A 24,384-nucleotide genomic window follows, 5' to 3' on the forward strand; every position below is an offset into this window, starting at 1 on the left:
CCATCCCCGTCTCCGGCCTCAGCCCCGGCCTCCTGACGCGCCGGCGAGAGGGCTGACTTCCCATGACCCGCACCGATGACAGCGAAGTCCCCGACTACCGGTCCCTGCTGAGCCTGGACGGCAAGAACTTCGTCGTCCTCGGCGCCGGGCAGGGCATCGGCCGCCAGGCCGCCCACGCGCTGGCCGCGGTCGGCGCCCGGGTGTTCTGCGTCGATCTGGACGCCGGCCTGGCCGACGACATCGCCAAGGAGGTCGGCGGCATCCCCTGGGCCGGCGACGCCATCGCCCAGGACTCCGCCGAGCAGCTGTATCAGGACGCGGAGACGGCCCTGGGGCGCATCGACGGCATCGTGGACATCATCGGCATGGCGAAGTACGCCGGGCTGCTGGAGACCGACCACGACAGCTGGGCATGGCACCACGGCATCGTGCTCCAGCACGCGGTGAACGCGATCCGTTTCGGCGCGCCGCGCATGATCGCCTCCGGCGGCGGCGTCCTCACCGTCGTCGCCTCTGTTTCCGGTATGCAGTCCGCGCCTTCACACGGCGCCTACGGCGCGTACAAGGCAGCGCTGATGTCGCTGGTGCGAACGGCCGCCGTCGAGCTGGGGCCCAAGGGGTTGCGGGTGAACGCCGTGGCCCCGGGCCTGGTCATGACGCCGAGGGTGGCCGGATACCTCTCCGAGGCGGACAAGGATCGGGGTGCGCGCAACGCTCCGCTGCGCCGATCTGCGTTTCCGGCGGACATCGCGGAAGTCATCTTGTTCTTGTGCACAGGCTTGTCGTCGTATATCACTGGGCAAACGATCGTCGTTGACGGCGGAGTCTCGGCCAAGTTCGGGTACTCCTTGCCCGGAGAGGACTGATACTCATCGATGACGGCTCACAACGGCGTGAATGACGACGCGCATACCGAACTGTCCAACGCCGACCGGAGCCAGCGCGGGGGCACTTCCCGGCACGCGTCCGTGGAGCCGTACCTGACCGGCTGCGCCTGGCCCCCGGGCCAGGGCGCGGTCTACCCGCGCGCCGATCCCAGGGACTTCTCGCGGCTGCCGATCGACACCTGGGGCACCGCCACGGTGCCGGTCGGCGTGCGGCTGGAGTTCGCGGGCGCGGCGCGCGCCGTGCAGATCGCCTACCGCACCAAGACCGCCGACCTGGGGTACCGGGGCGACGGCGCGGGCACGTTCTTCGCCGCGTACCAGGGCGAGAAGTTCATCGCCTACGCCGACGCCATGCTCGGCGACGGGATGGCAGTGCTGGATTTGGCCGAGGCCGACGAGTCGCTGCCGGTCACCGTGTACCTGCCGGAGGGGATGAAGCCGGAGGTGGTGTCGCTGCGGGCCACGCAGGGCGAGCTGCTGCCGGCGCCGAAGCAGCCGCGCTGGATCTGCTACGGCGACTCCATCGCCGAGGGCTGGTCCGCCTCCGAGCCGGCGCTGTCGTGGCCGGCCATCGCCGGACGCGTCCACGGCCTGGACGTGGTCAACCTCGGATACGCCGGCGCCGCCCGCGGCGAGATCGTCTCGGCCGAGCAGATCGCGGCCCTGGACCCGCCGGCCGTCATCTCCGTCAACCACGGCACGAACTGCTGGACCCGGATCCCGCACAGCGCCACCATGATGATGGCGGGGATGGACGCCTTCCTGCGGGTGGTGCGCGACGGGCATCCGGGGGTCCCGATCGTGGTCTGCTCGCCGGTGGTGCGGCCGGACGCGGAACAGACGCGGAACAAGCTGGGCGCGACGCTGGAGGACCTGCGCGAGGCCATCGAGGACGTGGTGGTCGGCCGGCGCGAGCGCGGCGACCGCGACCTGCACCTGGTGCGCGGCGGCGGCGTCCTGAAGGCCGAGCACCTCGCCGACGGCATCCACCCCGGCGACGAAGGGCACCGGATCATGGCGCGCGCGTTCGGGGATCCCATCGCCGAGCGGGCGACGGGATCGTAGACGAGAGAGTCAGCGAGAGAGTCAGCGAGAGAGTTAAGAGGGACAGGCCCATGGCACGTCCGGCCCCGGCGGTGGACCGCACGGTGGCGGTGCTGAACCTGCTCGCCGCACACCCCGACACGGCGTTCTCGCTGTCGGAGCTGTGCCGCCGGCTGGACATCAACAAGGCCACCGCGCACGCGATGCTCACGGCGCTCGCCGACTCCGGCTTCCTGCTGCGCAACCCGCGGGACAAGTCGTACACGCTGGGGCCGGCGCTCATCGCCCTCGGCTCGGCCGCAGCCGCCCGCCGCCTGGAACTGGTGGAGTTCGCCCGCGCCCCGATGCAGGCCCTGGCCTCCGCCACCGGCCTGCAGTGCGTGGTGTCCTCGGCGATGGGGGAGGAGATCGTCTTCCTGGCGGTGGCCGGCGAGGTGGTGCCCTTCGGCCCGCACGTCCGCGTCGGGCAGCGCATCCCCCTCGCGCCGCCGATCGGCACGGTGTTCATGGCCTGGTCGCTGCCGGACGACGTGGACACCTGGCTGAACCGCAGCACGTCCGGCAAACCGCTGGCGGAGCCGGAACTGGAACGCTTCCGCAACGGAGTGCGCGCGGTCCGGCGCCGCGGCTACTCGGTGGGCCTGGAGCCGGACGTCCTGGGCGTGCGCCTGGGACAGTCGCTGGACGACCACGAGGCGGTGCCGCCCCTGCTCGCGGAACTGTCCCACACCTCGTACCTGATGGACGACTTCGGCGGCAGCACGCACCGCATCGGGCACCTGGCAGCGCCGGTATTCGGCCCGGACGAGCGGGTGGCGATGGTGCTGACGCTCTACGGCTTCCAGAAGCAGCTGAGCGGCACCGACATCGACGCGCTGGCGTCGCGTTTGACGGTGACCACGCGGGAGATCACCTTTGCTGTGCGGGGGCGGCACCCGGATCTCCGGGTGAGCGGGTTGCTGGACTGATTGAGTGCCCTGATGTGGCTGCTCTGATGTGACTGTCCCTCGCGCCCCGACGCTGGTGAGCCGCGCCTACTCCTCCTCCAGCAACGGCGGCGCGATCTCGTCGAAAACGTCCCCCGGCCCCGGGTTCTCAGCACTCGTCGATCCCCCGAAGTGCTTCATCACGCCCCACACCGCGTTCAGCGCCGTGGTCACCGCGCCCTCGGCCCAGCCTGCGGTCCAGGAGATGTCGTCGCCGGCCAGGAACAGCCCGCGCTGGTGCTCCGGGAAGGCGTCCTGCATGAAGTGCGTGTAGAGCCTGCGCTGGTAGCGGTACTGGCCCGGCAGGTTCGCCTTGAACGCTCCCATGAAGTACGGCTCCGTCTCCCAGGAGACGGTCAGCGGCGTGCCGATGATGTGCGACCGGATGTCGACGTCCGGGTAGATCTCCGCCAGCGAGGCCAGCACGACCTCCAGTCGCTCCTCGCGGGACAGGGGCACGAACTTCATCGAGTCGTCGACCCAGGTGTACGACAGGCACATCACGCCGGGCTTGTCCGGGCCTTCGTCCAGCAGGTAGACGCCGCGGGGCATGCGGTCGGTCAGCGTCATCGACATCGCGTCGCGGTTCGGGTTGATGGGGGAGGGGTCGCGCCAGAACGGCCGGTCGACCACCACGAAGAGCTTCGAGGCGCCCATGTAGTGCGTGCGCTCGACGGCGGTCCAGACGTCGGTGGGCAGCAGGGCTTCGTGCACCTTGATCTTCGAGAGCATCATCCAGCTCTGGGCGGTGAACACAGCGGCCTGATACGTGCGGATCTCGTTCGCGGCGTCGGCGATGGTGATGCCGCGCCTGGTGCGGTACATCCGGGTCACGGCGGGGCGCGGGTGGCCGTCGTCGTGCAGCGACCGCACGGAGGTGCCGGCCGGCCAGTGCGCGAGGGTGTCAGGGGCCTGCGACCACAGGGCCAGCGGCAGCTGCTGGCAGCCGCCGACCACGCGCCGGTGGTGGTCGTCCGCTCCGGTGTAGACGACGCGCAGGATCTCCAGCATGGAGTTCGGGAAGTCCGTGTCCCAGCCGCCGGTGCCGAAGCCGACCTGGCCGAACACCTCCCGGTGCCGGAAGGACTTGAAGGCCGGGTTCGCGGCGAGGAAGCCGTAGAACGAGGTGTCGTCGAGCCGGTGCACCAGACGGCTCCAGATCTCGCGCACCGTCGCGGTGTCCCGCTCGCGGATCGCCTGCTGCATCGCGGAGAACTCGGCGCCGTGCGCCGGGTCGTCCAGCGCGTCGGCCCAGGCGTCGGCGACCTCGTGGTAGATCGCCGGCAGGTCCTCCAGGGTGGTCGCGTAGTGGGTGTCGCCCTTGAGGTCGATGACCGTGGACGGCGTCGCGGCGTCCAGCGGGTTCGGGAACGGCTCGGTCCGCAGCCCGGCGCGCTCGAAGTAGTCGAACAGCGTCGTCGACGACGGCGGGAACCGCATCGCGCCCATCTCGGCCATCGCGCCCGGCACGCCGGGGAACGGCGTCGAGCGCATCCGGCCGCCGAGTTCGTCGGCCTCGTACACGACCGGCTTCAGGCCCAGCTTCAGCAGCTCGTGCGCGGCCACCAGGCCGGACAGGCCGCCGCCGATCACCGCGACCTCGGAGCCGTGCGCGGCCTCGGGGACCGAGCCCAGACCCGCCGGGTGCGCCGCGTAGTCGTCGTAGGCGAAGGGGAAGTCGGGGCCGAACATGGTGATCGGCTTGTGCGAGTCGCACTGCACGTGGTCGGTGACCTCGTGGACGGTGGCCGGGACAGCGGACGTCACTTCTGAGCTCCGTACAGGTCGGTTCGACGGTCTTGCAGATAGGTGTTCAGATCGCGGGAGGCGGCCAGGTCCGCCAGGTCGACGTCGGCCAGCAGCAGCTCCTCGCCTTCGCCGCCGACCGCCAGCTCCCGGCCGTCCGGCGCCACCACGCGCGTCTCGCCGGCGTAGACGAAGTCGCGCTCGACGCCGACCCGGTTCACGTACGCCACGAACATCTGCGACTCGATCGCCCGCGCCGGCACGATCTGCCGCGGCACGTACTCGTACGGCCGCATCAGCGCGGTCGGCACCAGCAGCAGCTGCGTCCCGGCGTCGGCGTGCGCCCGCACCGGCTCCGGGAACTCCACGTCGTAGCAGATCAGGAAGCCGACGCGGACGCCGTCCAGATCGGCCTGCACGACCAGATCGGAGCCCGGCGCGAACGCCTCGCGGTCCACGTTGCCGAACAGGTGCGTCTTGCGGTAGTTGGCCTTGGGCCGGCCGTCGCCGCCGATCAGCTGCACGGCGTTGTAGACGGCCCCGACGTCGTCGCGCTCGGGGTAGCCGTACAGGATCGCGATCCCGTGGCGGGCCGCGATCGCGGACACCTCCTGCTGCGACGGCCCGGAGCTCTCCTCGGCCAGCCCGGCGATCACCTCGGCGCCGAGGTTGTAGCCGGTGAGGTACATCTCGGGGGTGATGAGCAGGTGCGCGCCGCTCTCCGCCGACTGGCGCGCGGCGTCGGCGAGCGCCGTCAGGTTGGCACGGCGGTCGGCGACCGGGTCCGGGGCGCCGTCGGGGTGGTCGGTCACCGGGGCTTGAAGGCAGGCCAGCCGCAGGGTGGTCATGTCGTCAAGCGTAGGTGCGCGGCGGCGGTTCGCATCTCGCCGCGGTGGCGCGGGTGGCGGGGTCGGCTCGACATCGGGTCCGGCGGCATTCTGTTATGAGTCATTCGCCCCTTTTATTAGTGTGGGCGCCTCCACTGACAGCCGCGGCCGGTCCCGGACCCGGAAGCCGAAAGCCGTGGTCAGTCCCGCATCCGGAAACCGAAAGCCGCAGCCAGTCCCCGACCCGGAAACCGAAAGCCGCAGCCAGTCCCCGACCCGGAAGCCGAAAGCCGAAGGCCGTGGTCAGTCCCGGACTCGGAAGCCGAAGGCCGTGGGTCAGTCCCGCACCCAGAAGTCGAACAGATCTGCGCCCGGCCTGAACCCGGCGGCGCGCGCCACCTCCACGGCCTCCTTGAAGCCGTTGCCGACCGCCTCCGGCTTGTGCGCGTCCGACGCGAACGACACGCCCTTCCCGCCCTCCTGGCGCCACCATGCGACCACGCGCGGGTCCAGCGGGATCCGGGTGTTGAACTCCATCACCTTGTCGGCGCGCGCCAGGGCCCGCAGCACCAGGCGGATCTCGTCCTCGAACCGGGCGAGATCGAAGGGCTCGTCGTCGGGCCAGTAGCGGACCGGGTAGTCGATGTGGGTGAGCACTTCGAAGCCGTCGTACTCCTCGATCAGCCGCACCGCTTCGGCGAGGTAGCGCTGGTACTCCGTCGCCGCGTCGCCGCGCTTGATGCTCGCCGAGATGTCGGCGTAGGGCTCGTCGCGCTTCGACGCGGTGTGCAGGGAGGCGAGGATCCGCTGGAACCCGCCGCGCTTCAGCAGATCCGCGGTCTGATCCGGGAACCAGTGCGCCTCGCTGAGCTCCACGCCGGACAGGATGCGCAGCTGTGGGAAGCGGTCGCGGCAGCGCTCCAGCGTCTCCAGGTAGCCGGTCAGGTCGATGGCCGGGGGAGTCAGGATGTTGCGGCCGTCTACGACCTCGACGTAGCGCTGCCACTCCGGCGGGAACCAGTCCTCCGCGGTCAGTTCCGAGATGCTGAAGTCCGCGTGCTCGGTGAAGGCGATCGACGGTAGCCCGAGCTCGACGGCGCGCTCGCAGGTCCGCTTCATGGAGCCGGCGAGCGCGTCCCACGAGTACTCGCTGTGGACGTGGTTGTCGGGTGGCAGCACCGGAAGTCCCCCTTTTCAGGGACGGCGCCTCACCGTCCCTGCATCGCCAGCAACGTCACAAGATCGTAGGCCACGTGTGCGGCGGCGACCGAGGTGATCTCAGCGTGGTCGTACGGCGGGGCCACCTCGACCACGTCGGCGCCGATCAGGTTCAGGCCGTCCAGGCCGCGCAGGATCTCCAGCAGTTCGCGGCTGGTCATGCCGCCGGCCTCGGGGGTGCCGGTGCCGGGGGCGTGCGCGGGGTCCAAGACGTCGATGTCGATGGAGACGTACAGCGGCCGGGCGCCGATCCGCTCGCGCAGCGCCTGCACCACGGCGTCCACGCCCTGGCGCATCACGTCCGCGGAGGTCACGATGCCGAAGCCCATGCGCTTGTCGTCGCTGAGGTCCTGCTTGCTGTACAGCGGACCGCGGGTGCCGACGTGCGCCACCGCCGAGGAGTCGAGGATGCCCTCCTCGAAGGCGCGGCGGAACGGCGTGCCGTGCGTGTACGGCGCGCCGAAGTACGTGTCCCAGGTGTCCAGGTGCGCGTCGAAGTGCAGCAGCGCCACCGGGCCGTGCTTGCGCGCCATGGTGCGCAGCAGCGGCAGCGCGATGGTGTGGTCGCCGCCGATCGTCACCAGCTTGGAGCCGGCGCCGACCAACTCCCCGGAGTGCGCCTCGATCTGCTCCAGCGCCTCGTCCAGCACGAAGGGGTTGATGGCGATGTCGCCGGCGTCGGCGACCTGCACCGCCTCGAACGGCGAGAAGTCCAGGCCCGGGTGGTACGGCCGCAGCATCCGGGAGGCCTCGCGCACCGCCGCCGGCGCGAAGCGGGCGCCGGGGCGGTAGGAGACGCCGGAGTCGAAGGGGGCGCCCAGGACCGCGACGTCCGCCTTCTCGCCCGCCGGGAGCTGGTCCAGGCGCGGCAGCCGCGCGAACGTCGCGAAGCCCGCGTAGCGCGGGGTCTTCGAGGAGTCGACCGGGCCTATCGGGGCCGGACGTCCGGTGCTGCCGCCTTCGGTGTTCGCCTCAGTGCTCGCCATTGAGCTGTCTCTCCTAGCTAAGTTGTGCTGTGGTGCTGTGAAGCCGTGGTGCGGTAGTGCTGTGAAGCCGTGGTTCAGCCGTGGGCCTCGGCGCGCCGCCGGCTGACCTCGTACAGCGCGATCCCCGCCGCCACACCGGCGTTCAGCGACTCGGACGAGGACGCGATCGGGATCGAGACCGTGACGTCGCAGAGCTCGGACACCAGCCGCGACATGCCCTTGCCCTCGGACCCGACGACCAGGCACAGCGGCTCGGTGGCGATCTCCAGCTCGTGCAGCGGCACCGCGCCGTCGGCGGCCAGCCCGGCGATCATCACGCCCTGCTTCTTGTACGCCTCCAGCGCGCGCGTCAGGTTCCCGGCGCGCGCCACGGGCAGCCGGGCCCCGGCTCCGGCCGCGGCCTTGAACGCGCCGGCCGTCATGCCTGCCGCGCGCCGCTCCGGCACGATCACGCCGTGCCCGCCGAAGGCCGCCACGGAGCGCATCACGGCGCCGAGGTTGCGCGGGTCCGTGACGCCGTCCAGCGCCGCGAACAGCGGGGTGTCGCCGGCGGCGAACACCGCCTCCAGCAGGTCGTCCGGGTGCGCGTACTCGTACGGCGGCATCACCAGCATCACGCCCTGGTGCAGCGTCCCGTTGGTCATCCGGTCCAGCTCGTGGCGCGGGGCCTCCAGCAGCGGCACGCCCTGCTCCATGGCGAGCTTCATGCTCTCGCGGACCCGGTCGTCGCTGTCGATGTACTGCGCGACGTACAGGGCCTTGGCCGGCACCCGCGCGCGCAGCGCCTCGACCACCGAGTTGCGGCCGGCGACCTGCTCGGCCTCGCCCTTGCCGGGGGTGCGCCGGACCGGGCGGGCCGTGCTGCGCGTGCCGGCCGCCGAGCGGCCGGTGTTCGGGGCGGCGGCGCGCTTGGCCGCCGACTTCGACCGGCGGGCCGCCGGATGCCCGGTGCGCTCCTCGGCCTTCGGCGTCGGGCCGCGGCCCTCCAGACCCTGGCGGCGCTGGCCGCCGGAGCCCTTCTGCGCGCCCTTCCGGGAGCTCGACGCGCCCGGCTTGTTCGCCCGGCCGCCGGTGCCGCCGCCTTTGCTCGCCATGATGTCCTTACTTTCTTCAAGTACCTGCACGTCAGGCCGCGCCCCCGCTCCACGCTACCGTCAGCGCGGCGGGGGCACGGTGGGAGTCGGCCGCCTAGGCGACTGACCTGCTGTTGCTGTCCCTTATTGGTTGACAGTCCAGCGCGGACCGCTGGGGGTGTCCTCGACGTTCACGCCGGCCCGGGCCAGCTGGTCGCGGATGGCGTCGGAGGCGGCGTAGTCCTTGCGCTCGCGCGCCGCCTGTCGCTGCTCCAGGGCCACCTTGACCAGGGTGTCGACGACCGGCCGCAGGTCGGTGCCGGACCCGGCGGCGCCGGCCGCGCCGCTCCACGGCTCGGCCAGCGGGTTCAGACCGAGGATGTCCAGCATCTTCAGCACCGAGGCCAGGTGCGAGGCCACGCCTTCCTTGTCGCCGCCGGCCAGGGCGGTGTTGCCCTCGCGGACGGTGTTGTACAGCACGGCCACCGCGCCGGGGACGCCGAAGTCGTCGTCCATCGACTCCGCGAAGGCCGCGGGCACGTCCGCCGCGGACTCGGTCGGGCCGACCGTCTCCAGGGCCCGGGTGACGAAGCCCTCGATGCGCGAGTACGCCGCGTCGGCCTCGCGCAGCGAGTCCTCGGTGTACTCGATCATCGAGCGGTAGTGCGGGGTGCCGAGGTAGTAGCGCAGGACCACCGGCCGGTACTGCTTGGCCAGTTCGGTGACCAGCACCGAGTTGCCCAGCGACTTGGACATCTTCTCGTTCTTGAGGGTGACCCAGCCGTTGTGCATCCAGTAGTTGGTGAACTTGTCGCCGAAGGCGTGCGACTGGGCCTGCTCGTTCTCGTGGTGCGGGAAGATCAGGTCGACGCCGCCGCCGTGGATGTCGAAGTTGGTCCCCAGGTAGCGGTGCGCCATCGCGGAGCACTCCAGGTGCCAGCCCGGGCGCCCCGGACCCCACGGCGTGTCCCAGAAGGGCTCGCCGGGCTTGGAGGCCTTCCACAGCGTGAAGTCGTGCGGGTCCTCCTTGTGCGTGGTCGGCGCCACGTCGTCGACCGGCTGCTCCTCCAGGTCGTCGACACTGAAGTGGGCCAGCGCGCCGTACTCCGGGAAGGAGCGCACGCGGAAGTAGACGTCCCCGCCGGCCGCGTAGGCGTGGCCGTTGTCGATGAGCGCCTGCATCATCGCGATCATCTCGGGGATGTGGCCGGTCGCCCGCGGCTCGACGGACGGGTCCTCGCAGCCCAGCACGCGGTACGCCTGCTGGAAGGCGTACTCGTTGGCCTGGGCCACGCGCCAGGTCTCCACGCCCTGCTCGGCGGCCTTGCGGATGATCTTGTCGTCGATGTCGGTGACGTTGCGCACGAAGGTGACGGCGTAGCCGCGGTGCTCCAGCCAGCGACGGGCGATGTCGAACGAGACTCCCGACCTGATGTGACCGATGTGCGGCGGGGCCTGGACGGTCGCGCCACAGAGGTAGATCGAGACCTTGCCTGGTGTGACGGGTACGAACTCGCGCGTCGCTCGCGCGGCGGTGTCATACAGGCGGAGAGTCATTCTCCAAGGATACCGGCGCGTGGATGGCGAAAACGTCTTCTTGCGTTTGGGCCCCAACAGAGCGTGTGCATATGGCCGCTGCGCAGCGCGGTTTGCACTCGATGCGGTAGGGAGGTTCCATGGGGCGGTGAGTGGGTGGGAGTCGGTAGTGAGGCGTTCTGAGCGGGCCCCAGTGAAGTTGCTCCTGATACTGGGGGCGCTTTCCATGTTCGGGCCTTTGTCGCTCGACATGTATCTGCCGGCACTGCCGGATCTGGCGCACTCCTTCCGCACGGCCGAGTCAAACGTCCAGCTGACGTTGACGGCGTGCATGATCGGGCTGGCGGTCGGGCAACTGGTGGCCGGGCCGATGTCCGACGCGTGGGGGCGGAAGAAGCCGCTCGCGATCGGGCTGATCGCTTACGCGGCCACGTCGTTGTTCTGCGCATTCGCCCCCGACGTGTATTCGCTCACCGCGGCGCGCCTGCTCCAGGGCTTCGCCGGCGCCGCCGGTCTCGTGATCTCGCGGGCGATGGTGCGCGATCTGTACGAGGGCGACGCCCTCACGAAGTTCTTCTCGACGCTGGTGCTGGTGAACGGCCTCGGCCCGATCCTGGCCCCGGTCCTCGGCGGGCAGTTGACACGCTTCATGAGCTGGCGCGGGGTGTTCGTGGTGCTGACGCTGATCGGCGTCGCGCTGTTGGCCGCCGCGATGCTCGGACTCAAGGAAACGCTTCCGAAAGATTCGCGGGGCGCTTCCGGCGGCGGCCTCCCGGCGACCCTGCGCACGTTCCGGGTACTGATGCGCGACCGGCCGTTCATGGGCTACATCCTGACCGGCGGCTTCGCTTTGGCGGCGATGTTCGCGTACATCTCGGGCTCGCCGTTCGTGCTGGAGAACATCCACGGCCTGTCGAAGCAGGAGTTCAGCTTCACCTTCGGCGCCAACGCCCTGGGCATCATGATCGGTGGACGGGTCAGCGGCCGACTGGTGGGGCGCGTCCCCTCCTCGCGGCTGCTCGGCGCGGGACTGGTGATGTCGTTCGCCGGCAGCACGATCCTGCTGGCGGCGACCGCGGCTTTCGGCGGGAACCTCGCGGGGACGCTGGTCGGGCTGTTCCTGATGGTGTCGTCGGTCGGCGTGATCACCCCGCAGGTGACGGCGCTCGCGCTGTCCGGCTACCCGCCCGCGGTGGCAGGGGCGGCCTCGGCGATGATCGGGACCGGGCAGTTCTTGTTCGGCGCGATCTTCGCGCCGCTGACGGGGCTGGGGAGTAAGAGCAGCGGGATGCCGATGGCGTTGGTGATTTTCGGGTTGAGCGCTGCCGCGGTTTTGATGCGTGCGCTGCTGGTGCGGACGCCTGTCGTGGAGGCGGTCGCGGAACCCGCGGCGGCCTGAGGTCATTCCGCGGTGCGCGCCGCCCCACCTCGCCGTACCGGGCTCAGCTCCGGAGCCTTCCGGTGCAGCGTCAGCCGCCCGACCAGGTGGCTGATCAGCCCGACGGTCAGTGTCGAGCCGCCCTCCACGTGGCCGATGGAGCTGCCGGTGATCATGAATACGTGGGCGGCGATGGTCATCACCAGTGCCACTCGGGTCTTCGTGTCCTGCCACAGGTACTCGACCAGGTAGCGCCAGAGGTCGCGGCCGGCTTTGCGGGCCGGCCCTATCAGGCAGATGCCCAGGACGGCCAGGACCGCCAGCGGGATCAGGAACCTGATGTCGAAGCCGGGGATCGCCACGCCGCCGAACGCCACCAGCCAGCCGGCCGCCGCGCTGAACTCCATCGAGCGCAGGACCAGATTGCCGACGTGGGCCAGGCTGTCGTCGTCCGGGCCGGGCCGCGATGCCAGGACCGCCTCCAGATCGGCGACCAGGGCTATCGGTTCCGGGACCTCCTCGGCCGCCGTGACCGCGTCCTCGAACTGCTTCGCCTCGGTGGCGGATTCGGGGTCGAGGCGCGTCGCCAGCTCCGTGGCCCGGCGTGCCTCGGCCGCGGCCTGGGACAGGTCGCCGCTGGCTTCCAACGCCGCTGCCAGGCTCGCGCGGCTCTGCCAGACCTGCGGCCCCAGACGCACCGACTCTTCAGCCGCCGCGACCGCCTCGTCGAGGCGTTCCAACAGCCGCAGCGCCGACGCCCGCAGCCGGTGCCCCCACTCGTCCTCCGGCGCGAACGTGATGACCCAGTCCGCCGCGCGCAACGCCTTCTCGCCGTCGCCGGTCTCCAAGTACACGGCAGCCAGGGCACGCCAGACCCGCACGTCCTGGCTGCCCGCCACGATCAGTTCATTGAGGACGTCCAGAGCCTGCTGACGTCTTCCAAGCTCGGCCAGTGCCTCGGCCCGGGCGATGTGCCGGGCGACCTGGTCGGGGGTGAGGCCCGGGGTGAGACCCGGGCTGAATCCCGCAATAGGTCCCGATGTTGTCACGGGCGACAAAGACGCGGGTTCCACCGGCGCCGGAAGGGGAACGTACTTCACGACCATGGTCTGCTCGAAATCGGCGTCCCCGGCCGGGTCGTCCTCGTCTGGCGTGCCGAGGACCTCTCCGGCCGCGCTGACGGCTGCCTGGACTTCGGCCTTGATGGCGGCGTCCATTGTCGCCGCCGGGTGCCAGACCTCTTGTTCGTTCGACTCGCCGGACATCCCCCCACCCCTCCACCGGGTTCGCCGCCCGGCATCAGACGCCTGGTATACCTCACCGGCGCGCCGGGATGCCAGAGGCGGACCGGTGAGCGGGGGCGGACATGGGATGATCGGGACCTGTAGAGGGAAGGACGCCCGACGTGACAGTGGCACTGCCTGAACGAGCCGAGCGCACGCCCCGCCCGGGCGCCTCGCGGCACGACGTCGTCGTGGTCGGCGGCGGCCACAACGCGCTCGTCGCCGCGGCCTACCTGGCGCGCGCCGGGCTGCACGTCACGCTGCTGGAACGGCTCGACTCGGTCGGCGGCGCGGCGGTGAGCGCGGCGCCCTTCGCCGGGGTCGACGCCCGCCTGTCGCGCTACTCCTATCTGGTATCGCTGCTGCCCTACACGATCGTGCGCAACCTGGAGCTGGTCATCGAGCTGCGCAGCCGCCCGGTGTCCTCCTACACCCCGCTGCGGCGCGCCGGCGGCGACACCGGGCTGCTGGTCGAGCGGCGGCCCGGGGCGGCGACCGAGGAGAGCTTCCGGAAGCTGACCGGCGGTCCCGCCGAGTACCGGGCCTGGACCCGCTTCTACGAGCAGCTCAGCAAGCTCGCGCGGGCGCTGGCTCCGACGCTGCTGAACCCGCTGCTGGGCCGCGGGCAGATGGAGGCGCTGGCCCGCGAGGAGGGCGCCGGCGAGGCCTGGGAATGGGTGTTCGAGCAGCCGATCGGCGCCGCCGTGGAGCGCTTCTTCGGCGACGACGCCGTGCGCGGCGTGGTCCTCACCGACGCGCTCATCGGCACCGACTCCTGGGCCGGCGACGCCAGCCTGAAGCAGAACCGGTGCTTCCTCTACCACGTCATGGGCAACGGCTCCGGCGAGTGGCGGGTCCCGATCGGCGGCATGGGCAGCGTCACCGAGGCGCTGCACCGCTCGGCCGTCGACGCCGGGGCCAAAATCCTCACCGGGGTTGAGGTCACGCACATCGAGCCGGACGCCGGCGGCGGCCGGGCCGAGGTCGCCTACCGCGACCGGAACGGCGCCGAGCACGTGGCCAGGTGCGGATACGTGCTGGCCGGGGTGGCGCCGGCGGTCCTGACCCGGCTGCTGGGCCGCGGCAGCGCCGACGCCCCGCAGCCGCAGGGCACCCAGCTGAAGATCAACATGCTGCTGGACCACCTGCCGGCCCTGAAGTCCGGGGTGGACCCGCACGTGGCCTTCGCCGGCACCTTCCACATCGACGAGGGCGCCGCGCACCTGCACCGGGCGTATCAGGACTCGCACGCCGGGCGGCTGCCGGACCCGCTGCCCTCCGAGGTCTACTGCCACACCCTCACCGACCGCTCGATCCTGGGCAAGGACCTGCTCAAGCGGCCCGACGTGCAGACGCTGACGCTGTTCTCGCTGCACACGCTGCCGGGGAGCGCGACGAAGGACGAGATGGTGCGCGCGGCCGTGGCCGGCCTGGACGCCTACCTGGAGGAGCCGCTGGCCGGCTGCCTGGCGCTGGACGCGCACGGCGAGCCGTGCCTGGAGGCGAAGACGACGGAGGACCTGCAGGAGGAGCTGGCGATGCCCGGCGGCCACATCTTCCACCGGGACCTGTCCTGGCCCTACGCCGAGCGCGCGGACCAGGTGGGCAAGTGGGGTGTGGAGACCGGGATCGACAACGTCCTCATCTGCGGCGCTGGCGCGCGCCGCGGAGGCGGTGTGTCCGGAATCCCCGGCCACAACGCTGCACGTGCAGTTCTCGACCGCGTCGCCGACGCGGGTCGTAGGCGCAGCAGCGGGATATGAGGTTCACGTTTCCATTCCTAGCACACGGGGTTTCGGCGTTGTGCCGGGTCTGCGAATTCCCTACCTAACGCCCCTCGATTCCAGCTCCTGCGGAGCTTCGAACCGAGGGTATGTGGGGGCCCACGCTGCGCGACGCGATGATCTGTTGATCATGCTTTTGTCAGCCGGCAGTGACCGGTGGACGGCAGTGCGCGAGCGATCAGTGCCGATTCGGGCTCTGCGGGTCTTGAAGGTCACATCAAAGGTCGCACCGAGATCACGCCACCGGGAACACGATGGCGGTCGCGATCCCCGCGAGCCCTTCGCCCTTGCCGGTGAATCCGAGCCCGTCCGTGGTCGCGGCGGCGAGTCGCACCGGCGCGCCGGCGGCTTCGCTGAGTACTTGTTCGGCTTCGGCCCGTCGCTTGCCGACCCGCGGCCGGATCCCGACCAGCTGGACCGAGACGTTCCCGATCTCGAACCCGGCCTCCCGGACCCGCCGCGCCGCCTCGCCCAGCAGCTTCAGTCCCGAGGCGCCGGCCCACTCCGGGTCGCTGGTCCCGAACTGCGCCCCGAGATCGCCGAGCCCGGCGGCTGAGAACAGCGCGTTACAGGCCGCGTGCGCGACCACGTCGGCGTCCGAGTGCCCGGCCAGCCCGACCTCGCCGGGCCAGTGCAGCCCGCCGATCCACAGCTCGCGGCCCTCTTCGAAGGCGTGCACGTCGACCCCGATGCCGACCAGGGGAAGAACGCTCATCGCCGCCTCCGCAGCACGGCCTCGGCCAGCACGAGGTCGAACGGTGTCGTGATCTTGAAGGCCTCGGCGTGTCCGGGCACCGTGTGCACCGGCAGCCCGAGCGCCTCGACCAGCCCGGCGTCGTCGGTGGCCGGCAGCGACGGGTTGGATGCGGCGTGCGCCTTGGCGAGTATGTCCCGCGTGAAGCCCTGCGGCGTCTGGACGGCGCGCAGCGTCGAGCGGTCCACGGTCGCGCTCACCTGGTCGCCGTCGACGGCCTTGATGGTGTCGGCCACCGGCAGCACCGGGATCACCGCCCCGGCCCCGGCCCGTACCGCGGCCACCACCGCCTCGACGACGTCGACCGGGGTCAGGGCCCGCGCCGCGTCGTGGACCAGCACCACGTCGCAGTCCGCGGGCAGCGCCGCCAGCGCCAGCGCCACCGACTCCTGCCGGGTCCGGCCGCCGGCCACCACCCGGGTGTCGCCGGGCAGGTCCGCCAGCAGCCGCTGGACCTCGGCCAGGCCCTGCGGGTTCGGCGGCGCGGCCACCACGACCACGTCCACCGAGCGCGCGGCGACCAGCGTGCGGACCGCGTGCACCAGCAGCGGCAGTCCGCCGAGCTCGCGCAGCGCCTTCGGCGCGCCCGGGCCCAGGCGCTCGCCCTTGCCGGCGGCCGGGACGATGACGGCCACCCGGCCGGGCGCCTCGGCGGCGGTCGTGACCGCGGCCGAGGGGACGGCGGAGGGGGCGGGATCGGGTCCGGCCTCGGCGGGATCAGTACTCATGCTCACGGCCCGGGACATTAGCGCACAACAAGCCGCCGGCCCCGGCGGCTGCTGCCGCGGGGCCGGATGGCGTGCTCATGCTGAAAAGAAACGATGGTGCGCGGCAACGGCTGTGCCCATCACAAGTCGTCAGTACAAGCGTCGATACGCCGAGCGGGTCAGGAAGCGAGAACCTCGTCGAGGATGGCGTCGGCCTTGTCCTCGTTCGTGGCCTCCGCCAGCGCCAGCTCGCTGACCAGGATCTGCCGTGCCTTGGCGAGCATCCGCTTCTCGCCGGCGGACAGCCCGCGGTCGCGGTCGCGGCGCCACAGGTCGCGCACCACCTCGGCCACTTTGATGACGTCGCCGGACTGGATCTTCTCGATGTTCGCCTTGTAACGGCGCGACCAGTTGGTCGGTTCCTCGGTGTGCGGCGCACGCAGCACGTCGAAGACCTTCTCCAGGCCGCCCTGGTCGACGACGTCGCGCACGCCGACGTATTCGGCCTTCTCAGAGGGCACGCGTACGGTCAGATCACCCTGCGCCACCTTCAGCACGAGGTATTCCTTCGGCTCGCCCTTGATCACGCGGATCTCGATATCCTCGATGAGCGCGGCCCCGTGATGGGGATAGACCACGGTCTCGCCAACTTTGAACGTCATGTGATATGTGCCCCTTCCGTGGCTCTCCAGGATACCACGGCGCACGCCCGTTCTGAAGACCGTTTGCGCAGGTCAGCGTACCCGTGGGGGCTTGACAAACCCCCATACGCCGTGCTCGTGCAGCTCAATCGGCTTCATGTCGCATCTTTCGATCTCACCTGGGACGGCGGTCGATCTTGGTCGATCTCGATCGGTGTAGTTGCGGCGTGGGCGCGGCGTGCTCGGCGAAATAGAGGAATCCCAGCGTGATTACGAGCCCCTCGGCTATGGGCACAACGCTCTGCAAAGCGCACAATGACGCTACGGCTCCCGACGACGACGCGTGGGGTGGGTGCAGACACTGGTGAACAGTCCAGGCCGCGACAACGGCGATCATTCTTACGGCTCCTTCGGTGATCCGGGCCCAGAGGGCAGCGGGTTCCCGGTCGTGGTCGTCCCGGACGACATCTCCGCCCTCGACGACGAGGTGCGGGCCTACCGGCGGGAGGTCGCGCGGGCCAGGGCCCGGGCGAAGTGCCGATCCGCCCTGACCCGGCCCTTCCGGGCGCTGGCCGGACTCGGCCGGCGCGTCGGGCACGCCCTGCGCTTCCTCGTCTTCTGGTGAGGTTCAGCGCTGCCGCGCGCCTCTGAGGCGCGCGGCGACGTTCTGACACGGTCCTCGCCCCGGTTCCGGCGAGGACCTGTCAAGACGGCCTGTGGCATGCCCTCGGCGGGTGCCGGGGCGGCGGCGTAGCGAACATCACTCCGGCGGATCGGCCCCCGGGCCCGGACCTGATCTGAGGCCCTTTTACACTGGCTGCGAGCCGCCGTTTCATCGGGTGGTCGGGAAGTCGTACGAACGCGCGGCGGCCCGGCACCATCACAGCGATCGACACCGGCGGCGGCCCGAGCTTGTTGGACCGTCTAGGAGCCGTTCCACCGTGAAGAGCTATCGCATCGCCCTCGTCATCGCCGCAGCCGCCGGCATCGCCGCGGTCGCGACCGGCTGCGCCGCCGGTGACGGCGCCGCGACCCTGCAGATCCAGCCGAACTTCGCCGCCGGCGGCAGCGGGGACGTCCAGGCCCTGAACATGGTCGTGGTCGTGGACCCGGCCACCGGCGCCGCACAGGTGACCGGCACCGTGGTGAACAACGGCGACCAGCCGACCACGCTGTCCGGGGTCACCGTCGACGGCAAGTCGGTGTCGGTCGCCGGCGGCGGCCTGGCCGTCGGCGCGCACGCGGCGCTGAACCTGGCCGCGCCCTCCGGCCCGAAGATGGTGCTCGCCAACTCCGGCTCGACCCCCGGCCGCAACTCGCCGGTGGCGCTGAGCTTCTCCGGCGGCGCGACCATCTCCGTGGCGGCTTCGACCGAGGCGAACACCGGGATCTACCAGCAGTTCCAGCCCTCGTCGAGCTGATCGGCGACGTAGTCCGTCCGGCCGCTCACCATCCGCGCCATGGAGTGAGCGGCCTTCGGCGTCTCCCGAGCGAGTCAGTCCTCAGCCGAACAGCACCGCGATCAGCGCACCGAGCAACAGGAACGGCCCGTAGGCCAGCGCCGACTTCCGGTCCATCCGGCCGGTGCGCAGCATGACCAGGGCGAACACGGCTGCGGCGAACGTCCCGGCGAACATGCCGAGCACCAGGTCGCTCCAGCCCAGGTAGCCCAGGTACAGCCCGAGCACCGCGGCCAGTTTGGCGTCGCCGAGCCCCATGCCCTCGCCGTCCGGCCGCGCCCAGGCCAGCGCCAGGAAGAGCCCGCCCGCCAGCGCCGCCCCTATCAGCCCTCTGAGCAGCGGCGTCATGTCCCGGTTCAGGTAGCCCGCGGTCCCCAGGCCCACCACGCCGAGCACCGCCAACGGCGCGGTCAGCTGGTCCGGTAGCCGGCGCACCGCCAGGTCCACGAAGGCCAGCAGCACGCAGGCCAGGGCGAAGACCAGGAACGTCAGCACCGCCGGATCGTTGCCCAGCCGGTGCCCGACCGCGAAGCCGCCGACCGCCGCGGCGAGGGCCACCAGCCACACGCGCGGGCCGAGCCGGTCACCGCACTGACCGCACCGGCCTGTCCACAACGGGAACCGGAAAGCCCCGGCCGGCAGCCGCCGACTGCAGTGCCCGCAGCGCTCTCGCGCGGGCGTTCCGGCGTCCACCGACATCTGATATGCGCTGCGGGCCAATGCGGGCCCGCACAGGGCCCCGACCAGGGCGGTCGCCACGCCGACGTCCATGGGAGCCTCCTGTTCGGCGCGCCGTGAGCGAGCCGTGTTCGAACCGGTCCGGAAGGGGGTCCCGGCCGGGGATCCGCGCTTGTCAGGGCGGACCTTATCCCCTGTTGCGGCTGGCCGTAGACTTCCGAGTCATGCGTATGACGTTGACGGTGGTGGATCCTGTCCAGGGCTCCTGGATGGACGCACTGCTGGACGCGGACGGGGAATCATCGATCCCGCAGGTCGCGGACCAGTTGGGTCGAATGTTGGGGGCGCAGGGGCCGAACCCGGGGTCACCACCCCTCCTGTTCGTGGACGGCAATCTTGTGGACCAGCGCCACACATTGGCCTCCTCACCTTTGCGTGAGGGTTCGGTTGTCTCTCTGCACAACCCTTCGGGGTGTCTGCCCGCGGAGCCGTATGGAACCGTCGAAGTCCGGGTCGCCGGGGGACCCGACGCTGGCGGGGTGCACCGAATAAATCCGGGTTACGCCGACATCGGACGGTCCCGGCGTAACCGAGTCAAGATCGATGATCCGGGCATACCCGACTTCGCGCTGCGAGTCAGCCTGGACGTGCACGGCGTGATCCGCCTGGCCCCGTACGAGGGCGTGGCCGCGGTCCTGGAGAAGCAGCCACTGGTCGGGGAGGCCGAGTGGAAGCCCGGGATGCAGGTCGTGATCGGCACGACGATCCTCGAGGTCGGCTACTACACGCCGCCGGACGCCGCGCTGACGCCTTCTGAGGACGGCGCGTTCCTCGACTACAACCGGCCGCCGCGCATCCTGCCGCCGGAGCGGCAGACCCGCTTCAAGCTCCCGCAGCCGGTGGTCGAGGAGAGCAAGCGCCCGTTCCCGGTCGTCATGCTGATCGCACCGCTGCTGATGTCGGTGGTCATGGCCGTCGTCATGGGGCAGCCGCGGTACCTGATCATGGCCGCGATGTCGCCGATGATGATGCTCGGCAACTTCTGGCAGGACAAGAAGTCCGGCAAGTCCACGTTCGTGCAGAAGGTCGCCGAGTACGAGGCGAAGAAGGCCCGCATCGAGCAGGACGCCCGTGACGCCCTGGCCCTGGAGCGCAACGCGCGGCGCCAGGAGAGCCCGGACCCGGCGACCCTGCTGGACATCGGCATCGGCCCGCGCCAGCGGCTGTGGGAGCGCCGCCGCCGCGACGCCGACCACCTGCTGCTCCGCGTCGGCACCCTGGACCAGGACTCCGAGGTCGTGCTGGAGGACCCGGAGCAGGACGAGCACCGGCGCAACGTCGCCTGGACCGTCCCGGAGGCGCCGGTGACCATCCCGCTGAAGGAGCGCGGCGTGATCGGCGTGGCTGGTCCGGCCGGGACCCCGCGGGCGCTGGCGCGCTGGCTGGTCGCGCAGACCGCGGCCCTGTCCAGCCCGGACGACGTGCAGTTCGTGCTGCTCACCGACTCCCACGCCCGGCAGGACTGGGAGTGGATGCGCTGGCTGCCGCACCTGCGGCCGACCGCCGGCCAGAACGCCACGGCGCTGATCGGCACCGACGCGGAGTCGGTCGCGCAGCGCATCGCGGAGGTCTCGCAGCAGCTGAGCTTCCGCATGAAGGAGCAGATGACCAAGGCCAGCAGCCCCACCGAGCAGGTGATGTTCAAGGACCCGGACATCGTGGTGATCCTGGACGGCTCGCGCCGGCTGCGCTCGATGCCCGGCGTGATCCAGATCCTGCAGCAGGGGCCGACGGTCGGCATCCGCGCGATCTGCCTGGACGGCGAGGACCGCTTCCTGCCCGGCGAGTGCCAGGCGATCGTGGTCGTCGAGCCGGAGGGCCTGCGGGTGCAGCAGGTCGGCAAGGACATGCAGCGCGGGGTGCGGCCGGACGCGGTGTCGCCGGTGTGGTGCCAGCGTCTGGTGCGCGGCCTGGCCGCGGTGCGCGACGTCTCCGGAAACGAGGAGGCCTCCGGGATCCCGAACTCGGCGCGTCTGCTGGACGTGCTGGGCCTGGAGCCGCCGACCAGCCAGGCCATCGCCGCGCGCTGGACGATGGGCGGCGAGACCACGATGGCGATGCTGGGCGAGTCGTTCGACGGCGCGTTCGGGATCGACATCCGTCGGGACGGTCCGCACGGTCTGATCGCCGGTACCACGGGTGCCGGTAAGTCGGAGCTGCTGCAGACGATCGTGGCGTCGCTGGCGGTGGCGAACAAGCCGACCGCGATGACGTTCGTGCTCGTCGACTACAAGGGCGGTTCGGCGTTCAAGGACTGTGTGCAGCTGCCGCACACCGTGGGCATGGTCACCGACCTGGACAACCACCTGGTGGAGCGGGCGCTGGAGTCGCTGGGCGCCGAGTTGAAGCGGCGTGAGCACATCCTGGCGGAGGCCGGGGCGAAGGACATCGAGGACTACGGCGACATCCGGAGGAAGAATACGCATCTGGCGCCGATGCCGCGGCTGCTGATCGTGATCGACGAGTTCGCCTCGATGGTGCGTGAGCTGCCGGACTTCGTGACCGGTCTGGTGAACATCGCCCAGCGTGGTCGTTCGCTGGGTATCCACCTGCTGCTGGCGACGCAGCGGCCCTCGGGCGTGGTGTCGCCGGAGATCCGGGCCAACACCAACCTGCGCATCGCGCTGCGCGTGACGGACGGCAACGAGTCCTCGGACGTGATCGACGACCCGTCGGCCGGGTTCATCTCGAAGTCGACGCCCGGTCGTGCCTACGTCCGGCTCGGTGCGAACTCGCTGGTGCCGTTCCAGGCCGGCCGCGTCGGCGGCCGGCGTCCCGGGGCCAACGTGGTGTCGCAGGCCTCGGTGTGGAGCACCCGGCTGGACTGGCCCGCGCTGGCCTCCGTGCCGCCGAAGAAGCCCGAGGGGCCCAAGGTCGAGACGGACGCGGAGATCACGGACCTGAAGGTGCTGGTCGACGCGATCCGCGAGGCGACCGCGGCGATGCAGATCCCGCCGCAGCACTCGCCGTGGCTGCCGGCGTTGCAGGACACGGTGCTGCTTTCGGACGTGCCGCCGGTGCGCCGGCACGGCGGGCACGACCTGGCGCCGATCCCGTGGGGGATCGACGACCTGCCGTCGTTGCAGGCGCGGCGGGCCGCGGTGCTGGACTTCGCCTCGCTCGGCCACATGCTGATCGCCGGCGCGCCGCGGTCGGGGCGCTCGCAGGTGCTGCGGACGATGGCCGGGGCGATCGCGTTGACGCAGTCCACCGCCGACGTGCACATCTACGGCATCGACTGCGGCTCGGGGGCGTTGTTGCCGCTGACGGCGTTGCCGCACTGCGGCGCGGTGGTGCAGCGGCAGCAGTCCGAGCGGGCGACGCGGCTGATCACGCGGCTGAAGCAGGAGATCGCCAACCGGCAGGAGTCGCTGTCCGCGCAGGGCTTCGCCGGGATCATCGAGCAGCGGATGTCGGTTCCGGCCGACCAGAAGCTGCCGCACATCGTGGTGTTCCTGGACCGCTGGGACGGGTTCCTGGGCTCGCTGGGCGAGTTGGACGGCGGGGTGCTGGTCGAGGAGGTGCAGCGGATCATGCGGGAGGGCCAGGGCGTCGGCGTCCACATGGTCATCACCGGCGACCGGCAGGTCTTCAGCGGCCGCATCGCCTCGCTGACCGAGGACAAGCTCTCCTTCCGGCTGCCCGACAAGCAGGACTTCGGCCTGATCAACCTGCACCCGCGCAAGATCCCGGACGAGATCGTGGCCGGCCGCGCGTTCCGGTCCGACTCCGGGCTGGAGACGCAGGTAGCGCTGCTGACCGCGGACGGCTCTGGCCAGGCGCAGGCGGCGGCCATCGCGGCCATCGCGGAGCAGGCGCGGGGCCGGGACGCGCAGGTCCCGCGGGCGCGGCGGCCGTTCCGGGTGGACGTGCTGCCCACGCGCATCTCGCTGGCCGAGGCCTGGGAGCTGCGCGACGAGTCCTCGCAGGGCCGGCCGCTGTGGGCGCTGGCCGGCGTCGGCGGCGACGAGCTCATCGGCGCCGGACCCGACCTGGGCGACGGCGTCCCGGGGTTCATCATCGCCGGGCCGCAGAAGTCCGGCCGCTCCACGATGCTGATGGCGATGGCCCGCACCCTGGTGGTGCAGGGCTCGCAGGTGGTGCTGGTGGCTCCGCGCAACTCCCCGCTGCGCAAGATGGCCGGCGAGCGCGGCGTGCTGGCGGTCTTCGAGAACGCGGACCTGAGCGAGGAGGACCTGCGCTCGGCGCTGGACTCCGCGGGCGGGCACCCGGTCGCGGTGCTGATCGACGACGCGGAGATGCTGAAGGAGGCCCCGGCCGGCTCGGTGCTGCGGGACATCCTCAACCAGGGCGGCGATCGCGGCCAGGCCTTGGTGCTGGCCGGCAGCGCGGAGGACCTGAACAGCGGCTTCAGCGGCTGGCACGTCGACGCGCGGCGCGGACGGCGCGGGGCGCTGATGTCGCCGCAGTCGCCGATGGACGGGGACCTGATCGGCGTGCGGCTGAACCGGAGCCAGGTGGGGGGCCAGGTCCAGGCGGGCCGGGCGCTGCTGCACCTGGGGGACGGGGAGATGCGGACGGTGCAGGTGCCGATCGACTGAGGTCGGGCTTGTCCGGTGGGGGTGTCGCTTGACGGCGGTCGGGGCTTCGGCTCCGGCCGCCGTCGGCCTATGTGAGGTGGGTTGCTCCGAACGAGCGATGGGTGGTCGGCGGATCTGGAGGGGCCTTGCTCGGCTGATCGGCCCGGCTGCCGATCAGCCGGGCAAGATCGAGCAGATGATTCTTCAGCCGCTCAGGCGCAGGCCGGGTGTCCCCAGCGTCCGGAGTCGAGCTTGGTGATCTTCTCCCCGGCGTCGTAGCCCTTGCCGCAGGAGCAGGTGCCGGCGAACTTCGCCTGGATGGTGAAGGCCTTCTTCGGCTTGGCGTCGCCGGCGGTGGCGTTGCTGGTGCTGGCGCTGGTGCTGGCGCCGGTCCCGCTCCCGCCGCTTCCGTTCGCGCCGGTGCTCTTCGCGCCGCCCCGCGTGCCCCCGCCACCGGCCCTACCGCTCCCCGCGGGCCGGTCCGGCGTCCCCGGCACCTGCGAGGCGTCCGTCCCGGCCAGCGCCTGCTGGCTGATCGCGCTGGCGCTCGCGGCCCGGTCGGCGAGGTCGTTGTACGGGTCGCCGTTCACCTGGTGCGCCGCGACGTGCACGAACACCACGTCCCGGCTGCCCAGCAGCGTGTCGATCTCCCGGATCAGGTCGGCATTGGCCTGGGCGACCGGGACGGCCTGGGGGAAGTAGTCGGCGACCGGGACGGTCTGCTGGGCGGGGATCACAGGCTGCGCCACGGCAGCCACCTCCACGGGACGGCGAGCGGGCAGGTACACGAACGGC

The 24,384-nt window shown here is 71.2% G+C and carries 19 protein-coding genes and 1 pseudogene; 8 read left to right on the forward strand and 12 right to left on the reverse strand.

Annotated features, from left to right (window positions below; genetic code table 11):
* Positions 1–62: 62 nt before the first annotated feature.
* The 3 genes from GWK61_RS34615 to GWK61_RS58845 are packed head-to-tail and all read left to right on the forward strand — an operon-like array spanning position 63 to position 2,899.
* Positions 63–866: an SDR family NAD(P)-dependent oxidoreductase gene (locus GWK61_RS34615; RefSeq protein WP_194915915.1), complete on the forward strand. Its 804-nt coding sequence runs from the start codon at positions 63–65 to the stop codon at positions 864–866.
* 9 nt (positions 867–875) lie between these two features.
* The gene (locus tag GWK61_RS34620) at positions 876–1,952 is read left to right on the forward strand and encodes a GDSL-type esterase/lipase family protein (RefSeq protein WP_194915916.1); all 1,077 of its coding nucleotides are present in this window, start codon (positions 876–878) and stop codon (positions 1,950–1,952) included.
* Positions 1,953–2,002: 50 nt separating this feature from the next.
* The gene (locus GWK61_RS58845; RefSeq protein WP_194915917.1) at positions 2,003–2,899 is read left to right on the forward strand and encodes an IclR family transcriptional regulator; all 897 of its coding nucleotides are present in this window, start codon (positions 2,003–2,005) and stop codon (positions 2,897–2,899) included.
* A 66-nt stretch (positions 2,900–2,965) separates the two neighbouring features.
* On the opposite strand, the gene GWK61_RS34630 is transcribed toward GWK61_RS58845, so the two are convergent.
* The 6 genes from GWK61_RS34630 to cysS all read right to left on the reverse strand — a co-directional run bounded on the left by GWK61_RS34630 (position 2,966) and on the right by cysS (position 10,324).
* Positions 2,966–4,684, reverse strand: a complete 1,719-nt coding sequence (locus GWK61_RS34630; protein WP_194915918.1) for a flavin monoamine oxidase family protein — start codon at positions 4,682–4,684, stop codon at positions 2,966–2,968.
* Positions 4,681–5,511, reverse strand: a complete 831-nt coding sequence (locus GWK61_RS34635) for a carbon-nitrogen hydrolase family protein (protein ID WP_194915919.1) — start codon at positions 5,509–5,511, stop codon at positions 4,681–4,683. Before GWK61_RS34635 ends, GWK61_RS34630 begins: the two co-directional genes overlap by 4 nt.
* Before the next feature lie 315 nt (positions 5,512–5,826).
* Positions 5,827–6,669, reverse strand: coding sequence for a PHP domain-containing protein (locus tag GWK61_RS34640; protein WP_323747892.1), 843 nt, complete (start codon positions 6,667–6,669; stop codon positions 5,827–5,829).
* Between the two features lie 29 nt (positions 6,670–6,698).
* Positions 6,699–7,694 (reverse strand): agmatinase, encoded by a 996-nt coding sequence (gene speB / locus GWK61_RS34645; RefSeq protein ID WP_194915920.1) that lies wholly within the window; start codon positions 7,692–7,694, stop codon positions 6,699–6,701.
* 74 nt (positions 7,695–7,768) lie between these two features.
* The gene (gene rlmB / locus GWK61_RS34650) at positions 7,769–8,788 is read right to left on the reverse strand and encodes a 23S rRNA (guanosine(2251)-2'-O)-methyltransferase RlmB (protein ID WP_194915921.1); all 1,020 of its coding nucleotides are present in this window, start codon (positions 8,786–8,788) and stop codon (positions 7,769–7,771) included.
* Positions 8,789–8,911: 123 nt separating this feature from the next.
* Complete coding sequence (gene cysS / locus GWK61_RS34655; RefSeq protein ID WP_194915922.1) at positions 8,912–10,324, reverse strand: cysteine--tRNA ligase; 1,413 nt, start codon at positions 10,322–10,324, stop codon at positions 8,912–8,914.
* A 205-nt stretch (positions 10,325–10,529) separates the two neighbouring features.
* On the opposite strand from cysS, the gene GWK61_RS34660 reads away from it, so the two are divergent.
* Positions 10,530–11,702 carry a multidrug effflux MFS transporter gene (locus GWK61_RS34660; RefSeq protein ID WP_194915923.1) on the forward strand — a complete coding sequence of 391 codons (1,173 nt, stop codon included), beginning with the start codon at positions 10,530–10,532 and terminating at the stop codon, positions 11,700–11,702.
* Positions 11,703–11,704: 2 nt separating this feature from the next.
* Here GWK61_RS34660 and GWK61_RS34665 read toward each other — a convergent pair whose 3' ends face one another.
* Positions 11,705–12,946 carry a tetratricopeptide repeat protein gene (locus GWK61_RS34665; RefSeq protein WP_194915924.1) on the reverse strand — a complete coding sequence of 414 codons (1,242 nt, stop codon included), beginning with the start codon at positions 12,944–12,946 and terminating at the stop codon, positions 11,705–11,707.
* A gap of 146 nt (positions 12,947–13,092) precedes the next feature.
* On the opposite strand from GWK61_RS34665, the gene GWK61_RS34670 reads away from it, so the two are divergent.
* Positions 13,093–14,727, forward strand: coding sequence for a phytoene desaturase family protein (locus tag GWK61_RS34670; RefSeq protein ID WP_369125639.1), 1,635 nt, complete (start codon positions 13,093–13,095; stop codon positions 14,725–14,727).
* A 256-nt stretch (positions 14,728–14,983) separates the two neighbouring features.
* On the opposite strand, the gene ispF is transcribed toward GWK61_RS34670, so the two are convergent.
* The 3 genes from ispF to GWK61_RS34685 all read right to left on the reverse strand — a co-directional run bounded on the left by ispF (position 14,984) and on the right by GWK61_RS34685 (position 16,871).
* Positions 14,984–15,463 carry a 2-C-methyl-D-erythritol 2,4-cyclodiphosphate synthase gene (gene ispF / locus GWK61_RS34675; protein WP_194915925.1) on the reverse strand — a complete coding sequence of 160 codons (480 nt, stop codon included), beginning with the start codon at positions 15,461–15,463 and terminating at the stop codon, positions 14,984–14,986.
* Complete coding sequence (gene ispD / locus GWK61_RS34680) at positions 15,460–16,230, reverse strand: 2-C-methyl-D-erythritol 4-phosphate cytidylyltransferase (protein ID WP_194915926.1); 771 nt, start codon at positions 16,228–16,230, stop codon at positions 15,460–15,462. The genes ispF and ispD overlap by 4 nt, the downstream gene beginning before the upstream one ends.
* A 158-nt stretch (positions 16,231–16,388) precedes the next feature.
* Positions 16,389–16,871, reverse strand: coding sequence for a CarD family transcriptional regulator (locus tag GWK61_RS34685; RefSeq protein WP_194897915.1), 483 nt, complete (start codon positions 16,869–16,871; stop codon positions 16,389–16,391).
* Positions 16,872–17,214: 343 nt separating this feature from the next.
* Here GWK61_RS34685 and GWK61_RS34690 point away from each other — a divergent pair, with 343 nt between their 5' ends.
* Together GWK61_RS34690 and GWK61_RS34695 are read left to right on the forward strand one after the other, a co-directional pair.
* Complete coding sequence (locus tag GWK61_RS34690; RefSeq protein WP_194915927.1) at positions 17,215–17,475, forward strand: hypothetical protein; 261 nt, start codon at positions 17,215–17,217, stop codon at positions 17,473–17,475.
* 316 nt (positions 17,476–17,791) lie between these two features.
* On the forward strand, positions 17,792–18,271 hold the full coding sequence (locus GWK61_RS34695) for a hypothetical protein (RefSeq protein ID WP_194915928.1): 480 nt from the start codon (positions 17,792–17,794) through the stop codon (positions 18,269–18,271).
* Positions 18,272–18,352: 81 nt separating this feature from the next.
* On the opposite strand, the gene GWK61_RS34700 is transcribed toward GWK61_RS34695, so the two are convergent.
* Positions 18,353–19,081 (reverse strand): prepilin peptidase, encoded by a 729-nt coding sequence (locus GWK61_RS34700; protein WP_194915929.1) that lies wholly within the window; start codon positions 19,079–19,081, stop codon positions 18,353–18,355.
* Positions 19,082–19,212: 131 nt separating this feature from the next.
* Here GWK61_RS34700 and GWK61_RS34705 point away from each other — a divergent pair, with 131 nt between their 5' ends.
* Positions 19,213–23,610 (forward strand): type VII secretion EssC family protein, encoded by a 4,398-nt coding sequence (locus GWK61_RS34705; RefSeq protein WP_194915930.1) that lies wholly within the window; start codon positions 19,213–19,215, stop codon positions 23,608–23,610.
* 191 nt (positions 23,611–23,801) lie between these two features.
* On the opposite strand, the pseudogene GWK61_RS34710 reads toward GWK61_RS34705, so the two are convergent.
* Positions 23,802–24,384, reverse strand: a pseudogene (locus GWK61_RS34710) (hypothetical protein); the annotation flags it as partial.

This window comes from Catenulispora rubra (assembly GCF_015356825.1).
Lineage (GTDB): Bacteria > Actinomycetota > Actinomycetes > Streptomycetales > Catenulisporaceae > Catenulispora > Catenulispora rubra.

Excerpts from the sequence above, each read along its gene's own strand:
- speB (WP_194915920.1), bottom strand. The coding sequence starts at position 7,694 with ATGGCGAGCACTGAGGCGAACACCGAAGGCGGCAGCACCGGACGTCCG.
- GWK61_RS34700 (WP_194915929.1), bottom strand. The coding sequence starts at position 19,081 with ATGGACGTCGGCGTGGCGACCGCCCTGGTCGGGGCCCTGTGCGGGCCC.
- rlmB (WP_194915921.1), bottom strand. The coding sequence starts at position 8,788 with ATGGCGAGCAAAGGCGGCGGCACCGGCGGCCGGGCGAACAAGCCGGGC.
- GWK61_RS34685 (WP_194897915.1), bottom strand. The coding sequence starts at position 16,871 with ATGACGTTCAAAGTTGGCGAGACCGTGGTCTATCCCCATCACGGGGCC.
- GWK61_RS34615 (WP_194915915.1), top strand. The coding sequence starts at position 63 with ATGACCCGCACCGATGACAGCGAAGTCCCCGACTACCGGTCCCTGCTG.
- GWK61_RS34665 (WP_194915924.1), bottom strand. The coding sequence starts at position 12,946 with ATGTCCGGCGAGTCGAACGAACAAGAGGTCTGGCACCCGGCGGCGACA.
- ispD (WP_194915926.1), bottom strand. The coding sequence starts at position 16,230 with ATGAGTACTGATCCCGCCGAGGCCGGACCCGATCCCGCCCCCTCCGCC.
- GWK61_RS58845 (WP_194915917.1), top strand. The coding sequence starts at position 2,003 with ATGGCACGTCCGGCCCCGGCGGTGGACCGCACGGTGGCGGTGCTGAAC.
- GWK61_RS34705 (WP_194915930.1), top strand. The coding sequence starts at position 19,213 with ATGCGTATGACGTTGACGGTGGTGGATCCTGTCCAGGGCTCCTGGATG.
- GWK61_RS34635 (WP_194915919.1), bottom strand. The coding sequence starts at position 5,511 with ATGACCACCCTGCGGCTGGCCTGCCTTCAAGCCCCGGTGACCGACCAC.
- ispF (WP_194915925.1), bottom strand. The coding sequence starts at position 15,463 with ATGAGCGTTCTTCCCCTGGTCGGCATCGGGGTCGACGTGCACGCCTTC.
- cysS (WP_194915922.1), bottom strand. The coding sequence starts at position 10,324 with ATGACTCTCCGCCTGTATGACACCGCCGCGCGAGCGACGCGCGAGTTC.
- GWK61_RS34620 (WP_194915916.1), top strand. The coding sequence starts at position 876 with ATGACGGCTCACAACGGCGTGAATGACGACGCGCATACCGAACTGTCC.
- GWK61_RS34660 (WP_194915923.1), top strand. The coding sequence starts at position 10,530 with ATGTTCGGGCCTTTGTCGCTCGACATGTATCTGCCGGCACTGCCGGAT.